Here is a 21,088-nt window from a genome sequence, read left to right on the forward strand (position 1 = left end):
AATCCGTTGTCCGGCTGCGACTGAGCCTACATGGTATGTGTCGGGCGGTCTGATTCAAGGGACCCGGCCAGATAATTTTCGATGGTGCGGCGCGCCGTGTCGTCCTGATCGGAGAATTGCACGCCGATACCGGCGGCGCGGTTGCCCTGGGCACCCGCCGGGGTAATCCAGACCACCTTGCCCGCGACGGGGATCTTGTCACTCTCTTCCATCAGACTGAGCAGCAGGAATATCTCCTCGCCCAGCTTGTATTGCTTGCTGGTGGGAATGAACAGACCGCCATGCTTGATGAACGGCATGTATGCGGAATACAGGACGGCCTTGTCCTTGATGGTCAGCGACAGAATACCACTGCGACCGCCCGGCATTTTCATAAACTGTTCCCCGACTTGCCTGTTTTCGCTTGTTATAAGCCTAGCATGGTAGCCGCTGGCCGGCTCAGATTTCCAGCGCGGCGGCGTGCTCCGCGGTCACATGCCCGGCCAGGATCAGCAGCAGTTGTTCCAGCAGCAGATCACGATTCGGATTGGCCCCTGACAGAAACAGCCGCCGCGCCCGCGACACGGCGGCCGCAAAATCCAGCAACCGCGTCGCCGGCAATCGCGCCAGCTGCGGCATGGCCCGCGCCAGTTCCGGATCGACCACACTGGTCGCGCCCTGGGACAGCCGCAGTGCCTGGCGTGTCCAGCCGTAGCAGGCTTCCAGCAACGCCTGGGTGTCGTAACCGGCAAACTGGCGTGCAATCACCACCGGGCTGGCCTGGCCAGCGCCGGTACGGGCCAGCGCCTGGACCAGCGCGGCGCGCTCACCGAACCAGTCTGTCTGCTCCAGTGCCACCGCTTTGAGTGGCGCGCCCCCGGCCGCAGCCAGCAGCGCTGCGGCACGCTCCGGCACGGCCAGTTGGCCGGCCACCCAGGGCTCGGCCACCGAGGCAGCCGGCACCGGCAAGGTCTGCTGCTGGCAGCGACTGCGTACGGTGGGCAACAGCGCGCTGAGCTGGTCACACACCAGAATCAGCAGGGTATCGGCGCCGGGTTCTTCCAGCGTCTTCAGCAAGGCGTTCTGGGCGTTGCGGTTCATCGCCTGGGCAGGCATCAGCAGGGCAACACGGTGACCGCCGTACTGGGGCGTACGGCTGGCAAATTCCATCAGTTCCCGCACCTGATCGATGCGGATGGCCTTGCCCGGCTCCGCCGGCATGACCCGGCACAGATCCGGATGTGTGCCAGCGGTGCTCATGTGGCACCCATGGCAGCGACCACAGGCCAGACCGCCACGCGGGGATTCGCACAGCAGCACCTGCAGCAGGCTTTCTGCCAGGCGCCCCTTGCCGATACCGGCAGGGCCGGTGAACAGCAGCGCATGGGGCAAACGCCCGGCATCGCGGCGCGCCAGCACCTGCTGCAGCGTGTCACGATGCCAGGGGCAAGGGGCTTCGATGGCTGCGCTATCCCCCATGCTGTGCCACCAGCGCGTCGATCAGGGTCTGCACCTGCTGACGCACTTCATCCAGCGGCGCCCCGGCATCCAGGCAGCGGAAGCGTTCCGGTTCAGCCTCGGCGCGGGCCAGGTAAGTACTGCGAATTCGTTCAAAAAAAGCGCGGTCTTCACGCTCGAAGCGATCCAGCGTTCCACGCTTGCCTGCCCGGGCCAGCCCGGTGAGCACGTCGATATCGAACAACACGGTGCAGTCGGGGCGCAGATCACCCTGCACCAGCTGCTCCAGCGCGCCGATGCGGGTCATGGACAGGCCTCGACCACCGCCCTGGTAGGCATAGGTGGCATCGGTGAAGCGGTCGCACAGCACCCATTTACCGGCATCCAGTGCCGGGCGGATGACCTGCTGCAGATGCTGGGCCCGCGCCGCAAAGATCAGCAGCAGTTCGGTATCCGGCGCCACCGCTTCCTCATGCGGTGCCAGCAACAGGTTGCGCAGCGCCTCGGCCAGCGGTGTCCCCCCCGGTTCGCGGCTAATCACCACCTCGATACCCGCCGCGCGCAGCAGTTCCGCCGCCCAACCCAGGTTGCTGGACTTGCCTGCACCTTCCACCCCTTCAAAGGTGATAAAGCGACCGCGACTGCTCATGCCCTGTCTCCGTGCTGCTTAGGGGCTTGCCGGCGGGCTCGCCGGAGGGCTTGCTGGCGGCGGCGAGGAACGATAATCCTCACGTCGGTTCAACTGATAACGACGTACCGCGGCGTTGTGTTCTTCCAGTGTTGCCGAAAAGTGGTGTGACCCGTCGCCCCGGGCCACGAAGAACAACGCCTCGGTGCGTCGTGGGTTGACGGCTGCGCGAATGGCCGCGGCGCCCGGCATGGCAATCGGTGTCGGCGGCATGCCGCGAATCACGTAGGTGTTGTAAGGCGTCGGCTCGCGCAAGTCTGCGCGACGGATGCGTCCGTCGTATCGCTCCCCCATGCCGTAGATCACCGTCGGGTCCGTCTGCAAACGCATGCCCAGTTCCAGGCGTCGTACGAAGACACCGGCAATCTTGTCCCGCTCATGCGCCACACCGGTTTCACGTTCGACGATGGACGCCATGATGAGCGCATCATAAGGATCGTTGTAGGGCAGATCATCGGCGCGCTCTGCCCAGGCGTCCTCAAGCAGGCGCTGCTGACGATTCAATGCCCGGCGCAACAGCGCCAGGTCCGTTTCACCGCGCGTATAGAAATAGGTGTCGGCCGCAAACCAGCCTTCCGGATGCATGTCCGGCAAGCCCAGCTCCGCCATGATCTCCGCATCACTCAGTGGCAGGGTCAGGGATTCAATGCCCGGCGCCATGCCCAGCTGGGCACGCAGATCGCGGAACGTCGACCCCTCGATAATCACGAACGGCCGCTGGATCACCTCACCGTTTTCCAGCTTGTCCAGCAGCGACGCCAGGTTCTCACCCGGTTTGACCCGGTACTCGCCGGTATGGATACGGCGCGCGGTGTCGTGCGTCAACGCATACAGGCGCACACTCCAGTGGCGCAGACGGGCCTCGTTGGCGTCGCCAAGCAGGCCTTCGCGGTCCAGTTGCCGGATCACACCATGCAGGGAACCACCACGCGGCACCTCGAGAATATATTCTTCTTCCAGTTGCAGCGGCCGATGCAGATGCCCGGCCAGCCAGGTCAGACCGAGCGGCACCAGCAGCAACGGCAGAAAGACAAGCAGTACAAAATATTTGATATGTCGTTTTTTCATTCGAATCGCTGTTCCAGCCGCCCCTGTATGCTGCGGGTGATCTCACCCACGGGCCATACCCACTGCGCCAGTTTACGGACCGGCAGGATTCCGGCAACACTGTTGCAGGCAAAAACTTCCGTCGCCGCGTCGAGTTGTGACAACGGCCTCGCTGTCACCTGGGTGCTCAGCCCCAGCGCAGGCGCCAGGTCCTCAAGAATCAGCCCCCGGGCCACCCCGGCCACACCGCACTCGGTAACCGGCGGCGTCCACAGCTCACCGGCCACCACGGCGAACAGGTTCATGCTGGTAAATTCCACCGGGCGCCCCCGGGTGTCGCACATCAGGCCCTCCTGCCAACCGGCCTGCTGGACCTCGTGGCGCGCCATCACCTGCTCCAGCCGGTTCAGGTGCTTGAGCCCGGCAAACGCCGGTTGCAGCGCCAGACGCTGCTGGCACAGGCCAGCGACAATACCGTCCGTATAGTCGTGCGGCGAACGCACCGGGCGCGGATGCAGGCTGGCGACCAGTCGCGGCACCATGGCCTCGGGCCAGGCGTAGCCACGGCCACCACTGCCCCGGGTGAGGATAAGCTTGAGCACCTCCGCTCCGGATTCTGACGCACGCCCCAGGGCACTGACCAGCGCCATGTCCAGTTCATCGGCAGAAAGCGGGATGCCCAGACGGGAGGCCCCCGCCAGCAGGCGCGCCCGGTGGCGCGACCACAGGGGGGCCGCACCGGGCGTCAGACGCAGGGTCTCGAAGCAACCGTCCCCGTAGGCCAGGCCACGATCATCGGCGGGCAATTGCTGCCAGACCAGCTCCGTCACAGGCGGCGAAATACCAGCGAGCCGTTAGTGCCACCAAAACCGAAGGAATTGGACAGCGCCACGTCGATCGGCCGCTGCTGGGCGGTATGCGGCACAAAATCGAGATCGCAGCCGTCGTCCGGGTTATCCAGATTGATGGTCGGCGGCGCCACCTTGTCGCGGATGGCCAGCAGGGTAAAGATGGCTTCCACAGCACCGGCCGCGCCCAGCAGATGTCCCACCATGGACTTGGTGGAGCTCACGGCAAGGCCGCGCGCATGGTCACCAAACACCGTCCGGATCGCATTGGCTTCGGCCAGATCGCCTGCCTTGGTCGAAGTGCCGTGGGCGTTGATGTAGCCCACCTCTTCCGGATTGATACCTGCATCGCGGAGTGCATTGCGCATCGCCTGCGCCGCACCGGCGCCGTCTTCGGGCGGCGCCGTCATGTGGAACGCATCACCGCTCATGCCGTAACCGGCCACTTCCGCATAGATATGCGCCCCCCGGGCACGGGCGCGCTCGTACTCTTCCAGCACCAGAATGCCGGCACCGTCAGCCAGTACGAAGCCATCCCGGTCGCGATCCCAGGGACGGCTTGCCGCCTGCGGATCGTCATTACGGGTCGACAGCGCCCGGGCCGCAGCGAAGCCACCCAGACCCAGCGCGCAGGAGGCCTTTTCCGCGCCGCCGGCGACCATGACGTCGGCCGTGCCCAGCATGATCTGCTGCGCAGCAAAACCGATGCTGTGGGTGCCCGTCGTGCAGGCGGTGACCGTGGCAAAGTTGGGGCCTCGGTAGCCATACATGATGGACAGGTTGCCGGAGATCATATTGATGATGCTGCCGGGCACAAAGAAGGGCGATATCTTGCGCGGGCCGCCATCAAGCAGTTTCTGATGATTTTCCTCGATGCCGGTCAGGCCGCCGATACCAGAGCCGATGGCCACACCGATGCGCTCGGCGTCCGCTTCATCGTCGGTCAGCCCCGCATCGCGAATGGCCTGAATGGCCGCCACCAGCCCGTACTGCACGAAGACATCCATCTTGCGTGCGTCCTTGGCCGGCATGTAATCCGCCACCTCGAAGTCCGGCACCAACCCGGCAAAGCGGGTGGAATAGGCGCTGACATCAAAGTGAGTGATATCACGGATGCCACTCTCCCCCGCCACCAGCCGTTGCCAGGTGCTCGCCACATCGGTCCCCAGCGGGCTGAGCATGCCCACGCCGGTGACGACTACTCTGCGTCTTGCCACTGCCTCACCTCCTTCGGATAAAAAAAAGCCGCAAGTCCACTCGTGAACCCGCGGCTTTCTTGATCAGGCCAGAACCGGATCAGGCGTGTGTCTTGACGTAGTCGATGGCAGCCTGAACAGTGCTGATCTTCTCGGCTTCTTCGTCAGGAATCTCGGTCTCGAATTCCTCTTCGAGCGCCATCACCAGCTCCACCGTATCCAGTGAGTCTGCGCCCAGGTCTTCTACAAAGGACGCTTCCGGCTTGACGTCTTCCGGTTTCACACCCAACTGCTCCACGATGATCTTGCTGACGCGTTCTTCAATGCTGCTCATGATCCTGACTCTCTCCTGTTAGTGGTGTCCCTGCACCTCAGGCGGGTATTCTAGGGGAACGCCGTTTGCGCATGCAAGTTACGATCCCGACCCGCCCTGGCACATGTGTTGCGAATTATTCGCCTTTGATTTCAGTACGTTGAGCGATCACTTACCCTGTAAACATGCCACCATTGACATGCAGGGTCGTACCTGTGACATAACCGGCACCGTCTGAAGCCAGCCAAACGACCGCGCTGGCTATCTCATCCGGCTTACCCAGGCGACCCAGCGGTATCTGGCCCAACAGCGTATCACGTTGTGCCTCTGGCAGGGCATCGGTCATGTCGGTCTGGATGAAGCCCGGCGCCACGCTGTTCACCGTGATGGCGCGAGAACCCACTTCCCGCGCCAGGGCACGGGTAAAACCCTCTGCCCCACCCTTGGCGGCCGCATAGTTGGCCTGCCCGGCGTTGCCCATGCTGCCGACCACCGAGCTGATGGTGATGATCCGTCCCCAGCGCGCCTTGGTCATGCCTTTCAGGCACGCCTTGCTGACCCGGAACAGGGCATTCAGATTGGTGTTGATCACCGCATCCCACTCGTCTTCCTTCATGCGCAGCATGATGTTGTCGCGGGTGATACCGGCATTGTTCACCAGCACCAGCGGTGCGCCCCAGCGCGCCTGGATCTGTGCCATGGCCGAGCTGACGGACGCCGTGTCGCTGACATCCATCACCACACCCCCCCCGGCATTGCCCTGAGCGGTCAGTGCCTGGGTGATCCCTTCGGCACCGGCTTCCGTGGTGGCAGTACCGACCACGGTAAAACCGGCCTCGACCAGTGCGGCTGCAATGGCCTTGCCGATGCCACGGCTGGCGCCGGTCACCAGCGCCAGTTTCTGTTCTGTTGTTGTCATCGCGTTACTCCCTGATGGGGCACTCAACCGTTCGGGGTTTCTGCGCGCAAGGCGTCCGCGCTTTCCAGCGCCACCACATTGAGCCCCCGCTCGATACGTTTTACCAGCCCGGCAAGCACCTTGCCCGGGCCACACTCATAGGCCTGTTCGACCCCTTCAGCGCTCAACCGTTGCACGGTTTCCACCCAACGCACCGGCGAATGCAACTGGCGCACCAGGGCATCACGCACGGCGGCGGTGTCCGTTTCCACGGCCACGTCCACGTTATTGATCACCGGGATTTCCGGGGTGTGCAGTGCCATGCCCGCCAGCACCTCTGCCAGCCCTTCGGCGGCCGGGCGCATCAGCGCACAGTGGGACGGCACACTGACCGGCAGCGGCATGGCACGCTTGGCGCCAGCAGCCTTGCAGGCCTCAATGGCACGGGCCACGGCGTCCTTGTCACCCGCAATCACTACCTGGCCGGGCGCATTCAGGTTGACGGCTTCCACCACCTGACCCGCTGCCGCGTCGGCGCAGGCGGAGCGCACCTGGTCATCGTCAAGCCCGAGTACCGCCGCCATGGCGCCAGTGCCCGCAGGCACCGCCTGCTGCATCAGCTGGCCGCGCTTCTCCACCAGGCGCACGGCATCGCCCAGGCTGAACACACCGGCGCAGGTCAGCGCGGTATATTCCCCCAGGCTATGGCCCGCCAGCAGCGCCGGACGATATCCCCCCCGGTGCAGCCACAGGCGCCACAGGGCCACACCAGCGGCGAGCAGCGCAGGCTGGGTCTTGTCGGTGCTGTTGAGGTCGCTCTCAGGGCCATTCTGGATCAACGCCCACAGGTCATAACCCAGCGCGCCGGAGGCTTCATTGAAGGTGTGCTGTACCACGGATTCATCCGCGTAATCCGCCAGCATGCCGACGGACTGGGACCCCTGACCGGGAAACAGAAACGCAGTCTTGCTCATGATTGACATCCACTCCCTGCACAACTGGGCGGCATTATGCGTGCCCCGGCGCCGGATTGCGCGCCGGGCTTGCAACAAAATCTTATCGCGCCTTCCTACAGTGTCTTGCCGATCAGCCCGGGTACGTTGCGACGTGCTTCCAGCAACGCCACTTCCAGCGCCGCAGTAAAGCCCTCCACACCGGCCCCGCCATGGCTTTTCACCACGACACCATTGAGACCGACCAGACTGGCGCCGTTGTAGCGCTCCGGATCCAGACGGCCTTTCAGGCCTTTCAATACCGGTAACGCGAGCAGTCCGGACAGCTTCTTCAGCCAGCTGCGGCCGACTTCCTCGCGGATCATATGGCTGATCATGGACGCCACCCCTTCCATGGTTTTCAGCGCCACATTGCCGACAAAACCATCGCACACCACCACATCGGCCTCGCCGGCAAAAATACCGTTGCCTTCTATATAGCCGATGTAATGGAGTTGAGGGTGGGCCTGCAACAGACGCGCGGCCTGCTTGATCTGCTCACTGCCCTTGATGTCTTCCTCGCCGATATTCAACAGCGCCACACGCGGCTGTTCGACGCCATCCACCGCCCGCACCACGGCCGCGCCCATCAGGGCGAACTGCAACAGATGCTCGGGTTCGGAATCCACGTTGGCGCCGAGATCCAGCATATGGCAATGCCCGGTGCGCGTGGGAATGGCGGTACAGATAGCAGGACGATCAACACCGGGCAACGTTTTCAGCACAAAGCGGCTGACCGCCATCAGGGCGCCGGTATTGCCAGCGCTGACGGCGGCCTGGGCCTGACCGTCACGCACCTGGTTGATGGCCACACGCATGGAGGAGTCGCGCTTGCCACGCAACGCCACCGTGATCGGGTCTTCCATGGTCACGACTTCGCTGGCCGCCACCAGGGACAGACGGGGATGATTGTCCAGCCCGGCCTTCTTCAGGGCCGCAGCCAACGTATCCGGCTGCCCCACCATCAGCACGGCTACTTCTTCATGACGACGTAGCAGCTCTGCCACTGCAGGGACAGTCACCGGTAAACCGGCATCACCGCCCATGGCATCCACCGCCAGGGTCAACTGGGCCATGTCACAGCCTCTCTGGTCTGGTTTTCAAGCCCGCAAAGGATGGAACAGCGGCGCCACATTGGCAAAGAAAAAAATGTGCACAAATAAAAACGGGAGCCGCAGCTCCCGTTTCTTCTTGCCTGGTGTTACTCGTCTTCGTCGGTATCGACGCTGGCGATCACCTGGCGGCCACGGTAGTAGCCGTCCGGCGAGATGTGGTGACGACGATGTACCTCACCGGTGTTGCTGTCTTCGGTCAGGGTCGGCGCGCTCAGGGCATCGTGCGAACGACGCATGTCGCGCTTGGAACGGGTTTTACGGTTCTGTTGAACTGCCATGATCGGCTCCTGTCATGCAAAGCGTTTTACTTCTGGCTTCCTTTGAGGCTCGCCAGAACAGCAAAGGGGTTATCCGCTTTCCCGGCACTCGCGTTGTCCTCGGGTTCATCACCCTCGGGCAGGCGTGTGGGGCATTGCTCGTGCGTGGCCACCAGCGGCAGGGCCAACAGCAATTCCTCTTCCAGCAACGTCGCCAGCGGCATCTTGTCGTCGGTGACGAGCCAGGGATCGTAGCGCTCAGGAAGCGCCTGAATCTCCTCCTCGCTCCAGACCAATGCCAGCATGACCTCTGCGGTGACCGTGCAGGAGACCGGCTCAAGGCAGCGCTGGCAGGTCATCACCAGTTCGGTGGACACCGTGCCGTGGACAATGCGCTGACCATCATCGGCGTCCCGCTCAAAGGTGAGCGCCACCCCGACCGGCTGCGACTGACTGTGCTCGAAATCACCCAGTCTTGGCAGTGCGGAAACGGTGGTCTGGCCACTGATGAGGCCGCCCTGGTCCGCCAGCTTGCGCGGCTCGACGTAGTGCGGCAATTGCCCTGAAAACATAAGCGCGCAATTCTAGGGCCGTGGCCGCCCCCTGTCAAAGCGTTATTGAAAAGCTAACCCTTTGAAGGAAAAGGGGTTTCCCGTGCGCCGCGAAAAGAGTGCCCGTATAATGGCCGCACAGAGCAGAAACCGACCCGAAAACCGCCCCGGAGACACCATGTCCAGCGCCCCCGACCGCGAGCCCATGCCCCTCGTCCTGGCCTCCTCCTCCCCCTTCCGCCGCAGCCTGCTGGAGCGGCTCGGGCTGGCCTTCAGCTGTGACAGCCCGGACATCAACGAGCAGGCGCAGCCCGGCGAGACACCACAGCAGCTGGTGTTACGCCTGGCCCGGGAAAAGGCCCATGCGGTGGCAGCCCGCCATCCCGACGCCCTGATCATCGGCTCGGACCAGGTTGCCGTCACGCCCGAGGGCCAGGTACTGGGCAAGCCTGGAGGCCGCGAGGCCGCCATCGAGCAGTTGCGCGCCAGCAGCGGTCGCAGCGTCACCTTTCTGACCGGCCTGTGCCTGCTGAACGCCGCCAGCGGTCGCCACCAGAGCGGCTGCGAACGCTTCCAGGTGCATTTTCGCACGCTGCGGGATGCAGTTATCGAGCGCTACGTGGATAGCGAGAAGCCCTTCAATTGTGCCGGGAGCTTCAAGTCGGAAGGCCTGGGGATCGTGCTGTTCAAGGCGCTGGAGGGGCGCGATCCCAACGCCCTGATCGGCCTGCCGCTGATCATGCTGACCGATTTTCTGGCGGCCGAAGGCGTTACCCTTCCCCTGTAAGCGCTGCAGTGCCGGGCCGCGGCCACAGATCATCCCCGTCACACGGATCGGCCACCCGTACCGGACCTGCAACGAAGGCGGCTGCCTCGCCAGCGACACCGCATCCCGGCCAGCGCGGCCCAGTTAGGCTTGCCCAGACCGGGCAGAGTAGCAGGCCCACATGTCACCTGATATAAGAACGTCTATCCGATTCGGGAAGGGAGCGTTGCAGTTGCACGGAGAACCTCGCCATGCTTGCCGAGTGAGAGCAACGACACATAACAATACACTGAGCCTCTGAATCTCATGAATCCAGATTATCGTTTAGCGGGATGGATATCACTTCTGAGTGCAGCCTTGATCTTTCCCCAGCTCCTGCTAATCATCAGCGGAGCGCTGGCAGAGGTCTTTCTTGGCAACAATGCAATCACCAGACTGTCCCATGCTGTGGACTGCATACAGTTTGCCTTGAGCTATTACCTTTTGTGGTGCATCAAGCATTTTCTTGACGCACCGAGGCTTGAGCGAACCATCAATGGCCTCATGATCCTGATGGTCGTCTATATTGGGATTTCCTTCCTTCAAATATTATATCTACAGCATGAACTTGTCATAGCATCTATAGGGTTAATCCTGCTCATTCCATCTGGTTTTCTGTATATCTCTCTGGGGATAAAGCTTCGCAAACTGAATACACCAGCCGCCACCTCCTTGCATACTTATGCCGCACTTCTGGTTGCCAGTGGCGCCATGCTGATGACAATCATACTCGCAACCATCGCACTGCCATTATTGATTATCATGAATATAATACTGGCAAAGGTATTTTTCCGCGCCGCCAAGCCCGGCCACGCACAATCCGGGACATCAAATCCGGAAAGCCAGAACAGCCCCGCGAATCACCCTGGAACAGAAATACATATCGCACCGATAATGGCAGCAGGAGCAGCAGTCCTGTTACTTTCTGCTCTTGGTTTGTACGGCTACCGGATACTCAATCTATACAATGTATTGCAGTTCAAAATTGTAATGCATGACACTGTGGTCAGATCCTTGACACATCTTGTGACCGCTGGTGTTGCAGGCATGCTTATCGCGACTGTTGGTTACAGACAGCTATCAACCCAGATCACCTTCTGGCTTTTCGCACTGTTAGCTTTGTCCCTGGGGTTGTCCGGGCATGGCTTTTATCAGATCTATGGCGCGAGCGGCAAACCAGATTTCCCAGAGTGGATCCTGGCCTTCATTCTTGGCGGCATATTCCAGTACCTGGCAACCTTGTCCCTGGCGTTCACTTATTTCATGCTGGGCAGCCACCTGGTCAGCCAACAGAGATCCTTATGGGGCTTCCAATGGCCACTGGCAGCAGGTTGCTTTACAACAGCCTTCTTTCTGGGGACCTATTTTTTCACCACAGCGACCATGGCATCCCTCTGGTATCTGCATTTTGTCCTGCTATCCATGCTGGCCTTCGCCACACTGGGCTGGCCTGGGCTTTTGAAAAAATCAAAGCAAGGAAAAATGTACTACATAGGTGTATTCCTTTGCCTACCCTTGCTACTGATGTCTGCGCGCCCCCTTTACACCGCAAGCAAATTTTTATTTGACCATCAGGAATGGGTGACAGACACCTTCAGGCAACTGATCGACATGGAGTGGACCTCCATGGAAAGGGTCGATACGCTTCCCGAGAAAATCGGACACTACCACGCAGTCCACTTTCAACCACTTTTCATGGATATCTGGTTCAATTCTCGTGAGGAGCGACTGGCCTTCGATGGAACATACCTCTACCGCACCAGTGACGCCGGTCAATCATGGGAGAAAGACCGCGCCCTGGGCTTTACTTGGCCGCGGAGGATGCAGTTCAGCGAGGATGGTCAACGTGGGTGGATCGATTACTCCTGGCAGGGGATGGAAATTACGACAGATGGAGGAAAAACATGGACCGCTCTGACCGAAGAATCTATAAACGAGTCCATACCGGAAACCGACATAATATTTCTGGATGATATCTTCAAAAGCTTATACCTTGACATCGAAACAGGTGCTGGATTTTTTATATACAGATGCCAGCAATTTGAAACCATGGATTTCGGTAAATCCTGGAACATTTATGATTTCAAGGGTGAAAAAGGTGAAAACATATGCATTTACAGCTCTGCATTTTCAATAAACCTTGAAAAAACGCTCATGATCTCCAGGGAGAGTCCTTTCTCCAGGCATCTTTATCGCAGAGATCCGAGCAAAGAATTCTGGCATCCAGTCTGTGATATCGGATACCGATCCGGAAGGAACGAGTATTGCGAAGACCAGCCTCTGGCCGATCATGAAGAAGCTTTCCTGATGTCCCTCAGAGAAGGCGAGGAAGACCGCCACATTGAGTCCTTGCTGTATGATCCTGAAATCAGGAAAGCAATTATTGAGGACAAACATATCCCGATTTCCATGCTGCCAGAATCGCCACGGAGTACCAAAGGCATACACTGGATATCTGATGGCAAGACAATTGCCTATACCATTAATGAGGGAGAGAGCTGGATAGTTGAGCAAACCTACAAGGATTTTGATCATCTGGTTCCCATTGACGACAGCCGGGCATTTGCATGGGACGCCTATGGGGAATCGCTTGATTTCAGTAGTGACAGAGGAAAAACATGGTTACCTCTCCTGGATCTTGGCGAGCCTCCGCATCGCGGCTTGCAGAGTCATTACTCAGATGAAAGGAAACTTATCTGGATACTTTCAAGTAAAGGATTGTTCATGATTGATATTCCTGGCGGCGAACATAAAAAAGTCATTAATACCGAGGATGCCAGTTACGATTATTTGAGAGTATCCCCTGATGGCAGCTCACTATGGGTACTCAATGGAGATGATGGCACCGGAAAGGCAAGCTTCGATGCCGGCGCAACCTGGAATGACTTCGATATTTCCAATCTCTCAGGCAATACAACCGACGACGAATATGAATATGATAATGAGTGGGTTTTCATACAAGCCATGGATTGTCTGACAGACTCAATGCGATGCTTCGTGCTGCTCAGCAATCGCCGTATCTATCAGTCAGACATCTTTGATGGCCATCTTCAGTTTGACGACAACTTCATTGCGCAAGTGCCAAAACCTCGCCAGAGCGAATATCACGACGAAATCAGGGGCGATCTGGTTGTAGACCAGGATGGAAAAAGGATGGTTTACGTGCCGGAAGAATCGCTCTATTTCTATACATCCGGCAATGCAGGCAAGCGCTGGAGAAGGCAATCCATCAAAGTTCATGGCTATTGGATGCCGATGGAGAAAACCCTGGATGGTAAATTGCTGGCAAATGGCGAGAAGGCGCTGGCTATGTCTTCTGATTTTGGTGACACCTGGTCAACGATTCGCCCTTCGGGCTTGCGCGGCGGCACAGCCTATTGCCGTGATAAAGCCACGGAAACATTGCTACTGCTTACTGACTCTTCATCCGGCGGCTACCATGAAATCGCGTTCAGCGGCGATGGCGGCATGAATTGGGCACAAATGGACAACCAGGGAGCCACGCTCTCTCTTTGCGGCATGACCGAGGACTATCTATGGATAATTCGAGACGGCATGCATGTTTACCGTCGAGGTAATTTCTGATCCTTCTCCGGGCGCGATAGATACAGGCCACAGATCATCCCCGTCACACGGATCGGCCACGCCGCCCGGGGTCAGGGTCTCCAGCACCCGAGGGCGGTACTTCGCCAGCAGCGCCCAGAGCCGCGCCAGGGTTTCCGTGTCCAGCACACCATCATGGCGACGCTGGCGAAAATGCAGCTGGAAAGCCCGCACCACATCCCGGGTGGCCGCATCCATCTGCCCACTGACCTCCAGCGGATAACCGTAACCGCGCAATGCCGCCTGCACATCCGGCAGGGATGGCGGTTGTGCTGCCAGCAACACCGTATAGCAGGCCACGGTTTCTTCATCCGGCCAGGCACCAATGCCAGCCTCGTAAAGCCGCTGCCACGGGAAGCGCGGCCCCGGATCCAGCTTGCGCGAGGGGGCAATATCCGAATGGGCTACTACATTGACCGGATCAATATCGTGCCGGGCCACGATATCCCGGGCCAGCGCGATGACCGCCTCGATCTGATCGTCGGGATACGGCGCCCAGTAGAGGCCGAAGAGCGTGCCACGCGGGCCCGCGTTGATGATTTCGATACCGATGGAGGTATCGTTGATGTTGCTGCGCGGCCCCCACTCACTGACACCCGCATGCCAGGCGCGCCGGTGCTCTTCCACCAGTTGATAGACCAGCGGCTCACCGCGATGAAAACGTGCCGGCAGGGGCATCACGTAATGGGCGCTGACATGCGGCCCGGTCAGGGTGCGCAGGGCGCGGGCTTCATGATGTCCGGTGTAATGAATGACGAGATGGTAGATGCGGCTACTGTGACCCGGCGCCACGTGGCTGTGGTCCACCCGGTAGCCTTCGCGCCGTTCGGGCATGGCACAGGCCGCCAGCAACAGCGACCATACCAGAAGCGCCAGGCCGCTCAGCAGCCTGGCGTGGCGCGCGCCCGCAAGCCCGCTTCTGTCAGCGCAGACTCCAGCTATCAACACCCATCACCTGACCAATGCCCTTGCCAATACTGACGCCAAACCCGCGCAGGAAGCGTTCGAACGGATGTGGCAACACGGAATAATCGACAATCTCTTCGTGCCCGATCACGTCGCGGGCCACCTGGCCCGGACTGCCGTGCCCGTCAGCCAGGCCGATGGTCACGGCTTCATCACCGCTCCAGACCAGCCCGGAAAACACTTCAGGGTACTCGTCGACACGCAAACGCTCGCCCCGCCCTTCACGCACGGCGCCAATGAACTGCTCATGCACCCGGTCCAGCATGCGCTGGATATGCACCTGCTGCGACGCTTCCACCGGACCAAACGGGTCGAGCAGGGCCTTGTTGTCACCGGAGGTCATGACACGACGCTCGACGCCCAGCTTCTCGATGGCTTCTTCAAAACCGAAACCGGCCATGATGACACCGATGGAACCGACGATGCTGGCCGGGTCGACATAGATCTCGTCTGCCGCCGCCGCAATATAGTAGGCGCCGGAAGCCCCCAGATCGGTAATCACCGCATAGACTTTCTTGTCCGGGTGCTCGCCCTTGAGCCGCATGATTTCGTTATACACGTACCCGGACTGCACCGGCGAACCGCCGGGGCTGTTGATGCGCAGCATCACTGCTTCAGCGAACTCGGCCTCGAAGGCGCGTCGCAAACCGCTGGTAATGGCGTCGGCACTGGCCTCGGCGCCATCGGCAATGATACCGCTGATATCCACCATGGCCGTATGCGGCTGCGTGGGCGCCGTGAAGCCGCCGGTGCCCAGACGCATCGGCAGGAACAGCATCAGCACCAGAAACAGGTACCCCAGGGTCGCGGCACGGAAGAAGATGCTCCAGCGGCGCTGCTTGCGCTGCTCGTCCTGCATCGACATGACCACTTTTTCAATAAGCTGCCATTCGCGATTGCTTTGCGGTGGCATCGGGCGCTGCCCGTCGTTCCGGTCATTATAGTCAGCCATTGCGTTTTCCCGTTCAGTCAGCGGCTACGCGCTGCGCCACCCCGATCCAGGGCAGCACCTCATCAATCTGTGCCAGCAGGGCCAGCGGTGTATGCGGCATCAGGCGAGCAGGCGGATGCGCACCATATATTACGCCGATTCGATCCACGCCGGCGCGCTCGGCCATTTCCATGTCGAACGATGTGTCACCCACTACCAGCGCCCGGTCAGGCGGACAGTCCAGTTCCTCAAGCAGTTCCTGCACCATGGCCGGGTGCGGCTTGGAGCGGGTCTCGTCGGCACAGCGCGAGGCCTGAAAAAAACGCCCGAGGCCAGTATTGCCCCAGACCCGATCCAGCCCCCGGCGGCTCTTGCCGGTGGCCACCGCCAGTTGCAGGCCTTCGCCCTGCAGCGTCTCCAGCGTCGCCAGCGCCCCCGGAAACAAGGGGCTGGGGGTCTGTTCCGCCGCGATGAAATGCGTCGCATAACACTGACGCATTGCCTCGACATGCTCGCCGCCGGCGTGCGGATACAGCACGCGGATGGCTTCCTCCAGCCCGAGGCCGATGATCGATTGCAGGGTTGCCGCCGGCAAGGGTGGCAACGACACCTCAGCCGCCGCCGCGGCCAGACACTGAACAATGCGACCCGTGGAATCCATCAAGGTGCCGTCCCAGTCGAAAATCACCAGTTGGTAGTGCATTCAGGCCGCTCCCCTTCAGGCCTTGCCCGCGCGCAAGCGTTGCAGCGCCTGCTCGAACGGTTCGTCCAGCGGCGCCTCGATGCGCAGCAGCTCGCCGGTCTGCGGGTGTCGCAGCACCAGTGATCGGGCATGCAGGAACATGCGCGGGTGCCCCAGCCGGGCCGCCCAACCGGCATTGGCGTCTTCGTTGCCGTATTTCGGGTCGCCCACCAGGGGAAAGCCACCATACTGGGCATGCACCCTTATCTGATGGGTCCGCCCGGTACCCAACGTCGCCTCGACCAGTGCCAGGTCACCGAAACGCTCCAGCAGGCGGAAATCTGTGCGCGACGCCTTGCCCTCGCGCGACACCCGCACCACGCGCTCGTTGCCATGGCTCTGCTTCAGCAGCGGCGCCTCGATGGTACGCTGACTGCCGCGAAAACCGTGGCACAGCAGCCAGTAGCGCTTCTCGATGCCTCCGTCCTGCATCAGCCGCTGCAAACGACGCAGAAAAGGCCGGTTGCGCGCCAGCATGATGGCCCCGGAGGTATCCCGGTCCAGCCGGTGTACCAGCTCCAGATGGCGATCCTCGGGCCGCAGCACACGCAACGACTCGATCAGCCCCAGACTCACCCCGCTGCCGCCATGCACGGCCAGACCGAACGGCTTGTTATACACCAGCAGGTGGTCATCGTCGTGAATCAGGCTGCGGCTGAGACGGTCCCCCAGCCCCTGCCCCACCGCTGGCGCCTCACCGGCACTGGCCATGCGCACAGGAGGAATACGCACCTCATCGCCCTCTTCCAGCCGGTAGGTCTGCTTGCAGCGCTTGCGATTCACGCGCACCTGACCGTCGCGGATGATGCGATAGATACGGGACTTCGGCACCCCTTTCAGGGTGGCTATCAGGAAGTTGTCGAGGCGCTGGCCAGCACGGTCGGCATCAATGCGAACGTAGCTGACCGAGGGGGCCACCGACTGGATATCTGACGAGGTATCGGACATGGCGGCGATTCTAGGCGCTGTTCCCGGCAAATGCGATAGCCGGTATCTGATTGATGTTCGGCGGGTTTTCCTGCTATAGTCACGTGTCGGCTGTTATCCGGCCCCGGCGACGCGCAGCGGACATTCGCCGGGCAAGATGCGGAAACACCCGACTGATTGTTACCAGAAATGTGACAGAACCATGACATGGCGCTGATCTGCCTCGCACAACGAAGGCACCGCGCCGCAGGGATTCACCCAGGAGATGCCGCCCGGCCTGATAACCGCTGGCGGCAATGTAACCAACCCAGGTGGCCTGCAGAGACGCCCCGACGCTATGGGCGACAGACACGAAAACGATAGCGGTGCTGCCCCGAACGACGCAGCATCGCAGTGACACGAGACGAACCAGGTTTCATGCCGTCACGGCCCATCATGCCGCGACGCAGACAAGCCGCGTTATCTCCGCTCCATATCGGGGAACCGCGACCACGACGACTGACCGGGATACCCCGGCAGTGGGACATTCCGGCGTTATCGCCGGGCAATGGCCCCGCAACAGTCCGTCTGTCCGGCTCCCGGTCTGATGCCCCCTCGACGGGCCCTCTCAGTGCTGCCCCGTTAATGTGGTAGACACATGAAACGTATGCTGATCAACGCGACCCACCCCGAAGAGGTGCGTGTCGCCCTGGTAGACGGCCAGAAGCTTTACGATCTGGATATCGAACACCGGACCCGCGAACAGAAGAAAGCCAACATCTATAAAGGCAAGATCACCCGCGTCGAACCCTCCCTGGAGGCCGCCTTCGTGGACTTCGGCGCCGAGCGCCACGGCTTTCTCCCGCTGAAGGAAATCTCACGCCAGTATTTCAGCAAGGACCCCAAGGACATCCAGGGCCGCATCAACATCAAGGACGTCATCCGCGAAGGCCAGGAAGTCATCATCCAGGTCGACAAGGAAGAGCGTGGCAACAAGGGCGCCGCCCTGTCGACCTTCATCAGCCTGGCGGGCCGCTATCTGGTCCTGATGCCGAACAACCCCCGTGCCGGCGGCATCTCCCGCCGCATCGAGGGTGACGAGCGCCAGGAACTGAAAGAGGCCATGAGCGCCCTGAAGATCCCCGCCGACATGGGCGTGATCGTGCGCACCGCCGGCCTCGGCCGCACCCCGGAAGAGCTGCAATGGGATCTGGACTACCTGCTGAAGCTGTGGGACAGCATCGAAACGGCCTCCAAGGACCGTCCTGCCCCGTTCCTGGTGTACCAGGAGTCGAATGTCATCATCCGCGCCATCCGTGACTACCTGCGCAAGGATATCGGCGAAGTCCTGATCGACTCCGACGAGACCTTTGCCGAAGCCAACGGCTTTGTCGCTCAGGTGATGAACGACTTCGCCCACAAGATCAAGCTGTACAAGGACGAGACCCCGCTGTTCTCGCGCTATCAGATCGAATCCCAGATCGAGACCGCATTCCAGCGCGAAGTGAAGCTGCCCTCGGGCGGCTCCATCGTCATCGACCCCACCGAAGCCCTGGTGTCCATCGACATCAACTCCTCGCGCGCCACCAAAGGCGCTGACATCGAGGAAACGGCGCTGCAGACCAACCTGGAAGCCGCCGACGAAATCGCCCGCCAGCTGCGCCTGCGCGACATCGGTGGCCTGATCGTGGTCGACTTCATCGACATGGGCCCGGCGCGCAACCAGCGCGAAGTGGAAAACCGCATGCGCGAAGCACTGGAAGCGGATCGCGCCCGCGTCCAGGTCGGCCGCATTTCCCGCTTCGGCCTGATGGAGCTGTCGCGTCAGCGCCTGCGTCCGTCGCTGGGCGAAACCTCCAGCATCGTCTGCCCGCGCTGTAACGGCCAGGGCCATATTCGCGATGTGAAATCCCTGGCGCTGTCCATCCTGCGTCTGGTGGAAGAAGAAGTCATGAAGGAGCGCACCGGCGAGATCCAGGCCCAGGTGCCGGTGCCGGTCGCGACCTACCTGCTGAACGAAAAACGCCAGGCGCTGCGAGACATCGAAGCGCGCTACAAGGTGCGCGTGCTGGTGATTCCGAACCAGAATCTGGAAACCCCGCATTTCGAAGTGCAGCGCATACGCGACGATCAGGTGCAACAGAACGTCACCAGCCATGAAATCGGCCTGCTGGAAGGCGAAGAAGATCCGAGCCTCGTGTCCGCCCAGGACACCGAGATCAAACGCCAGGAGGCGGCGGTAAAACTGGTGGCACCGGATACCGCACCACCGCCGCCGAAACCGGCCCCCGAACCCGTTGCCGCGCCCGTTACCCCGGGCCTGCTGGCGCAGTTCTTTGCTTTCATCGTGCGTATTTTCAAGGGCGATGGCGAAGCGAGACCGAAAAAGTCCGTTGCCAAACAACCGGCACGTAACAACCAGCGCAACCCGAATGCACGCCGTGGCCAGGACAGTAACCGTGGCGGCCAGCAGACCCGCAATCGCCGTGGCGACAACCGCCAGAACGAGAACCGGGGTCGTCGTGGCGGCGAAAACCGCCAGGAGCGCGACGGTCGTCAGGACTCCCGTGGAGATAACCGCAAGGATGCCCGCCAGGAAAAACCTGACAACCGCGGCAACCGGGGTGGCCAGAATCGTCCCGAGCAGCAACGCCCGGAACAGCCACGCCAGGAGCAGCCCACCAAGGCCCGCGACGAAGGTCGTCAGGACAAGCCCCAGGCAGACCCACGCCCTGCCGACCAGGACGGCGGCCAGCAGGAAGCCTCCCCGCCGCGTCGTCGCCGTCGGCGCAACCGCGGCGGTGGCGGTGGTGGCAACGCCCAGAACCCCCAGAACGCCCAGCAGCAGGACGGCCGTCAGCGCCCGCCGCGCGACAGCGATGACGACGAGATCAGCGACAACAACGATATCCGCAGCCAGGACAACGCCGAGCGCCGCACCCAGGCCAAGGATGACCGCCCGCTGCGCCAGCGTCAGCGTCCACAGCGCAAGCAGGACGATGTTGTCGTAGCGTCGGCTGCCACAGCAACGGCTGCCGCAGCAACGGCTGCCGCAGCAACGGCTGCCGCCAGTGATACTGCTGGCGATCACACCAGTGACAAACCCGCGGCCCGTGCGGAAGAAAAACCGCAGCAGGCCAGCAAGGCGCCAGAGCAGACCGCAAGCCCGAACACCGAGCTGAAGAACGCCGAGCCAGCCCCCCAGGCCGAGGCGCCGACGGCCCGGCAAGCGCCGCAGGAAAAACCCGCCGCCAGCGAGGCCCCGAAGGCGGAAGCCGCACCAGAGCAGACCGCGCAGGCACCTCGTGCAGCGGCACCGGCTGCGGATATGGCCACGCCAGCGCCGAGCGACAAGGCGCCGACTGACGCCACCGCATCCGCACCAGCATCACAGGCGGACAAGGCTGCCAACCCCGCCGTCGAAACCGCCGCCGGGCAAAAGCCAGCCCGTACCGCCGTGAGCGAAGCGGCTGCTGAACCGGCCGCAGCACCGAAGGCGCCCCCCGCAGAGCCTGCGGCGGCAGCTGAAAAAGCCAGCAACGCTGAAGTAGCCGAGCCGTCTGAGAACGTCGAGAACGTGGAAAAAGCAGACAGAGCGGACACCGAAGCACCTGCCGAAAAACCGGCAGAGTCAGCCCCGGCCAAGCCCGTACCGGCTACCGAGGAAGCGCCAGCACGCGCCTCCAACGATCCGCGTGTGCTGCGTCGCCAGCAGCAACAGGAAGGCAAATGATCGCCTGAACCTTTACGGCGACCGGGAAAAAGCCCGCTACATCATGTAGCGGGCTTTTTT

General features: G+C 61.5%; 19 protein-coding genes. 3 read left to right on the forward strand and 16 right to left on the reverse strand.

Features of this window, described 5'->3' with window-relative positions:
* Nucleotides 1-26: 26 nt before the first annotated feature.
* From DKW65_RS07980 to DKW65_RS08035, 12 genes are all read right to left on the reverse strand, one after another.
* Nucleotides 27-374: a PilZ domain-containing protein gene (locus DKW65_RS07980; protein ID WP_111656749.1), complete on the reverse strand. Its 348-nt coding sequence runs from the start codon at nucleotides 372-374 to the stop codon at nucleotides 27-29.
* Between the two features lie 64 nt (nucleotides 375-438).
* Complete coding sequence (locus tag DKW65_RS07985; protein WP_111656750.1) at nucleotides 439-1,458, reverse strand: DNA polymerase III subunit delta'; 1,020 nt, start codon at nucleotides 1,456-1,458, stop codon at nucleotides 439-441.
* On the reverse strand, nucleotides 1,448-2,086 hold the full coding sequence (tmk, locus tag DKW65_RS07990; protein WP_111656751.1) for a dTMP kinase: 639 nt from the start codon (nucleotides 2,084-2,086) through the stop codon (nucleotides 1,448-1,450). The genes DKW65_RS07985 and tmk overlap by 11 nt, the downstream gene beginning before the upstream one ends.
* Nucleotides 2,087-2,104: 18 nt before the next feature.
* Nucleotides 2,105-3,193 (reverse strand): endolytic transglycosylase MltG, encoded by a 1,089-nt coding sequence (gene mltG, locus DKW65_RS07995; RefSeq protein ID WP_111656752.1) that lies wholly within the window; start codon nucleotides 3,191-3,193, stop codon nucleotides 2,105-2,107.
* Complete coding sequence (pabC, locus tag DKW65_RS08000) at nucleotides 3,190-4,002, reverse strand: aminodeoxychorismate lyase (RefSeq protein WP_245932433.1); 813 nt, start codon at nucleotides 4,000-4,002, stop codon at nucleotides 3,190-3,192. The genes mltG and pabC overlap by 4 nt, the downstream gene beginning before the upstream one ends.
* The gene (gene fabF / locus DKW65_RS08005) at nucleotides 3,999-5,237 is read right to left on the reverse strand and encodes a beta-ketoacyl-ACP synthase II (RefSeq protein WP_111656753.1); all 1,239 of its coding nucleotides are present in this window, start codon (nucleotides 5,235-5,237) and stop codon (nucleotides 3,999-4,001) included. Before fabF ends, pabC begins: the two co-directional genes overlap by 4 nt.
* Nucleotides 5,238-5,316: 79 nt before the next feature.
* Nucleotides 5,317-5,550 carry an acyl carrier protein gene (gene acpP, locus DKW65_RS08010; protein WP_111656754.1) on the reverse strand — a complete coding sequence of 78 codons (234 nt, stop codon included), beginning with the start codon at nucleotides 5,548-5,550 and terminating at the stop codon, nucleotides 5,317-5,319.
* 151 nt (nucleotides 5,551-5,701) lie between these two features.
* Nucleotides 5,702-6,448, reverse strand: a complete 747-nt coding sequence (gene fabG / locus DKW65_RS08015; RefSeq protein ID WP_111656755.1) for a 3-oxoacyl-ACP reductase FabG — start codon at nucleotides 6,446-6,448, stop codon at nucleotides 5,702-5,704.
* Nucleotides 6,449-6,471: 23 nt separating this feature from the next.
* The gene (gene fabD / locus DKW65_RS08020) at nucleotides 6,472-7,401 is read right to left on the reverse strand and encodes an ACP S-malonyltransferase (RefSeq protein WP_111656756.1); all 930 of its coding nucleotides are present in this window, start codon (nucleotides 7,399-7,401) and stop codon (nucleotides 6,472-6,474) included.
* A gap of 95 nt (nucleotides 7,402-7,496) precedes the next feature.
* The gene (gene plsX / locus DKW65_RS08025) at nucleotides 7,497-8,495 is read right to left on the reverse strand and encodes a phosphate acyltransferase PlsX (protein ID WP_111656757.1); all 999 of its coding nucleotides are present in this window, start codon (nucleotides 8,493-8,495) and stop codon (nucleotides 7,497-7,499) included.
* Between the two features lie 125 nt (nucleotides 8,496-8,620).
* Nucleotides 8,621-8,812: a 50S ribosomal protein L32 gene (gene rpmF, locus DKW65_RS08030; protein ID WP_111656758.1), complete on the reverse strand. Its 192-nt coding sequence runs from the start codon at nucleotides 8,810-8,812 to the stop codon at nucleotides 8,621-8,623.
* A gap of 26 nt (nucleotides 8,813-8,838) precedes the next feature.
* On the reverse strand, nucleotides 8,839-9,363 hold the full coding sequence (locus tag DKW65_RS08035; RefSeq protein WP_111656759.1) for a YceD family protein: 525 nt from the start codon (nucleotides 9,361-9,363) through the stop codon (nucleotides 8,839-8,841).
* Nucleotides 9,364-9,520: 157 nt separating this feature from the next.
* Between DKW65_RS08035 and DKW65_RS08040 the strand changes: the two genes are divergently transcribed.
* Together DKW65_RS08040 and DKW65_RS08045 are read left to right on the forward strand one after the other, a co-directional pair.
* Nucleotides 9,521-10,129 carry a Maf family protein gene (locus tag DKW65_RS08040; protein ID WP_111656760.1) on the forward strand — a complete coding sequence of 203 codons (609 nt, stop codon included), beginning with the start codon at nucleotides 9,521-9,523 and terminating at the stop codon, nucleotides 10,127-10,129.
* A gap of 285 nt (nucleotides 10,130-10,414) precedes the next feature.
* Nucleotides 10,415-13,732: a beta propeller repeat protein gene (locus DKW65_RS08045; RefSeq protein WP_162925771.1), complete on the forward strand. Its 3,318-nt coding sequence runs from the start codon at nucleotides 10,415-10,417 to the stop codon at nucleotides 13,730-13,732.
* On the opposite strand, the gene DKW65_RS08050 is transcribed toward DKW65_RS08045, so the two are convergent.
* From DKW65_RS08050 to DKW65_RS08065, 4 genes are read right to left on the reverse strand one after another with little or no spacing between them, the layout of a single operon-like run.
* A complete protein-coding gene (locus DKW65_RS08050; RefSeq protein WP_245932434.1) occupies nucleotides 13,682-14,695 on the reverse strand; it encodes an N-acetylmuramoyl-L-alanine amidase in 1,014 nt (337 codons plus the stop codon). The two genes, DKW65_RS08045 and DKW65_RS08050, sit on opposite strands and share 51 nt — an antisense overlap.
* Nucleotides 14,673-15,668 (reverse strand): S49 family peptidase, encoded by a 996-nt coding sequence (locus tag DKW65_RS08055; protein WP_111656762.1) that lies wholly within the window; start codon nucleotides 15,666-15,668, stop codon nucleotides 14,673-14,675. Before DKW65_RS08055 ends, DKW65_RS08050 begins: the two co-directional genes overlap by 23 nt.
* Before the next feature lie 13 nt (nucleotides 15,669-15,681).
* Nucleotides 15,682-16,350, reverse strand: coding sequence for an HAD-IA family hydrolase (locus tag DKW65_RS08060; RefSeq protein WP_111656763.1), 669 nt, complete (start codon nucleotides 16,348-16,350; stop codon nucleotides 15,682-15,684).
* Between the two features lie 15 nt (nucleotides 16,351-16,365).
* Nucleotides 16,366-17,337 carry an RluA family pseudouridine synthase gene (locus tag DKW65_RS08065; protein WP_111656764.1) on the reverse strand — a complete coding sequence of 324 codons (972 nt, stop codon included), beginning with the start codon at nucleotides 17,335-17,337 and terminating at the stop codon, nucleotides 16,366-16,368.
* Between the two features lie 616 nt (nucleotides 17,338-17,953).
* Here DKW65_RS08065 and rne point away from each other — a divergent pair.
* Nucleotides 17,954-21,028, forward strand: a complete 3,075-nt coding sequence (rne, locus tag DKW65_RS08070) for a ribonuclease E (protein ID WP_111656765.1) — start codon at nucleotides 17,954-17,956, stop codon at nucleotides 21,026-21,028.
* Nucleotides 21,029-21,088 lie beyond the last annotated feature (60 nt).

The organism is Isoalcanivorax indicus, assembly GCF_003259185.1.
Taxonomy (GTDB): domain Bacteria; phylum Pseudomonadota; class Gammaproteobacteria; order Pseudomonadales; family Alcanivoracaceae; genus Isoalcanivorax; species Isoalcanivorax indicus.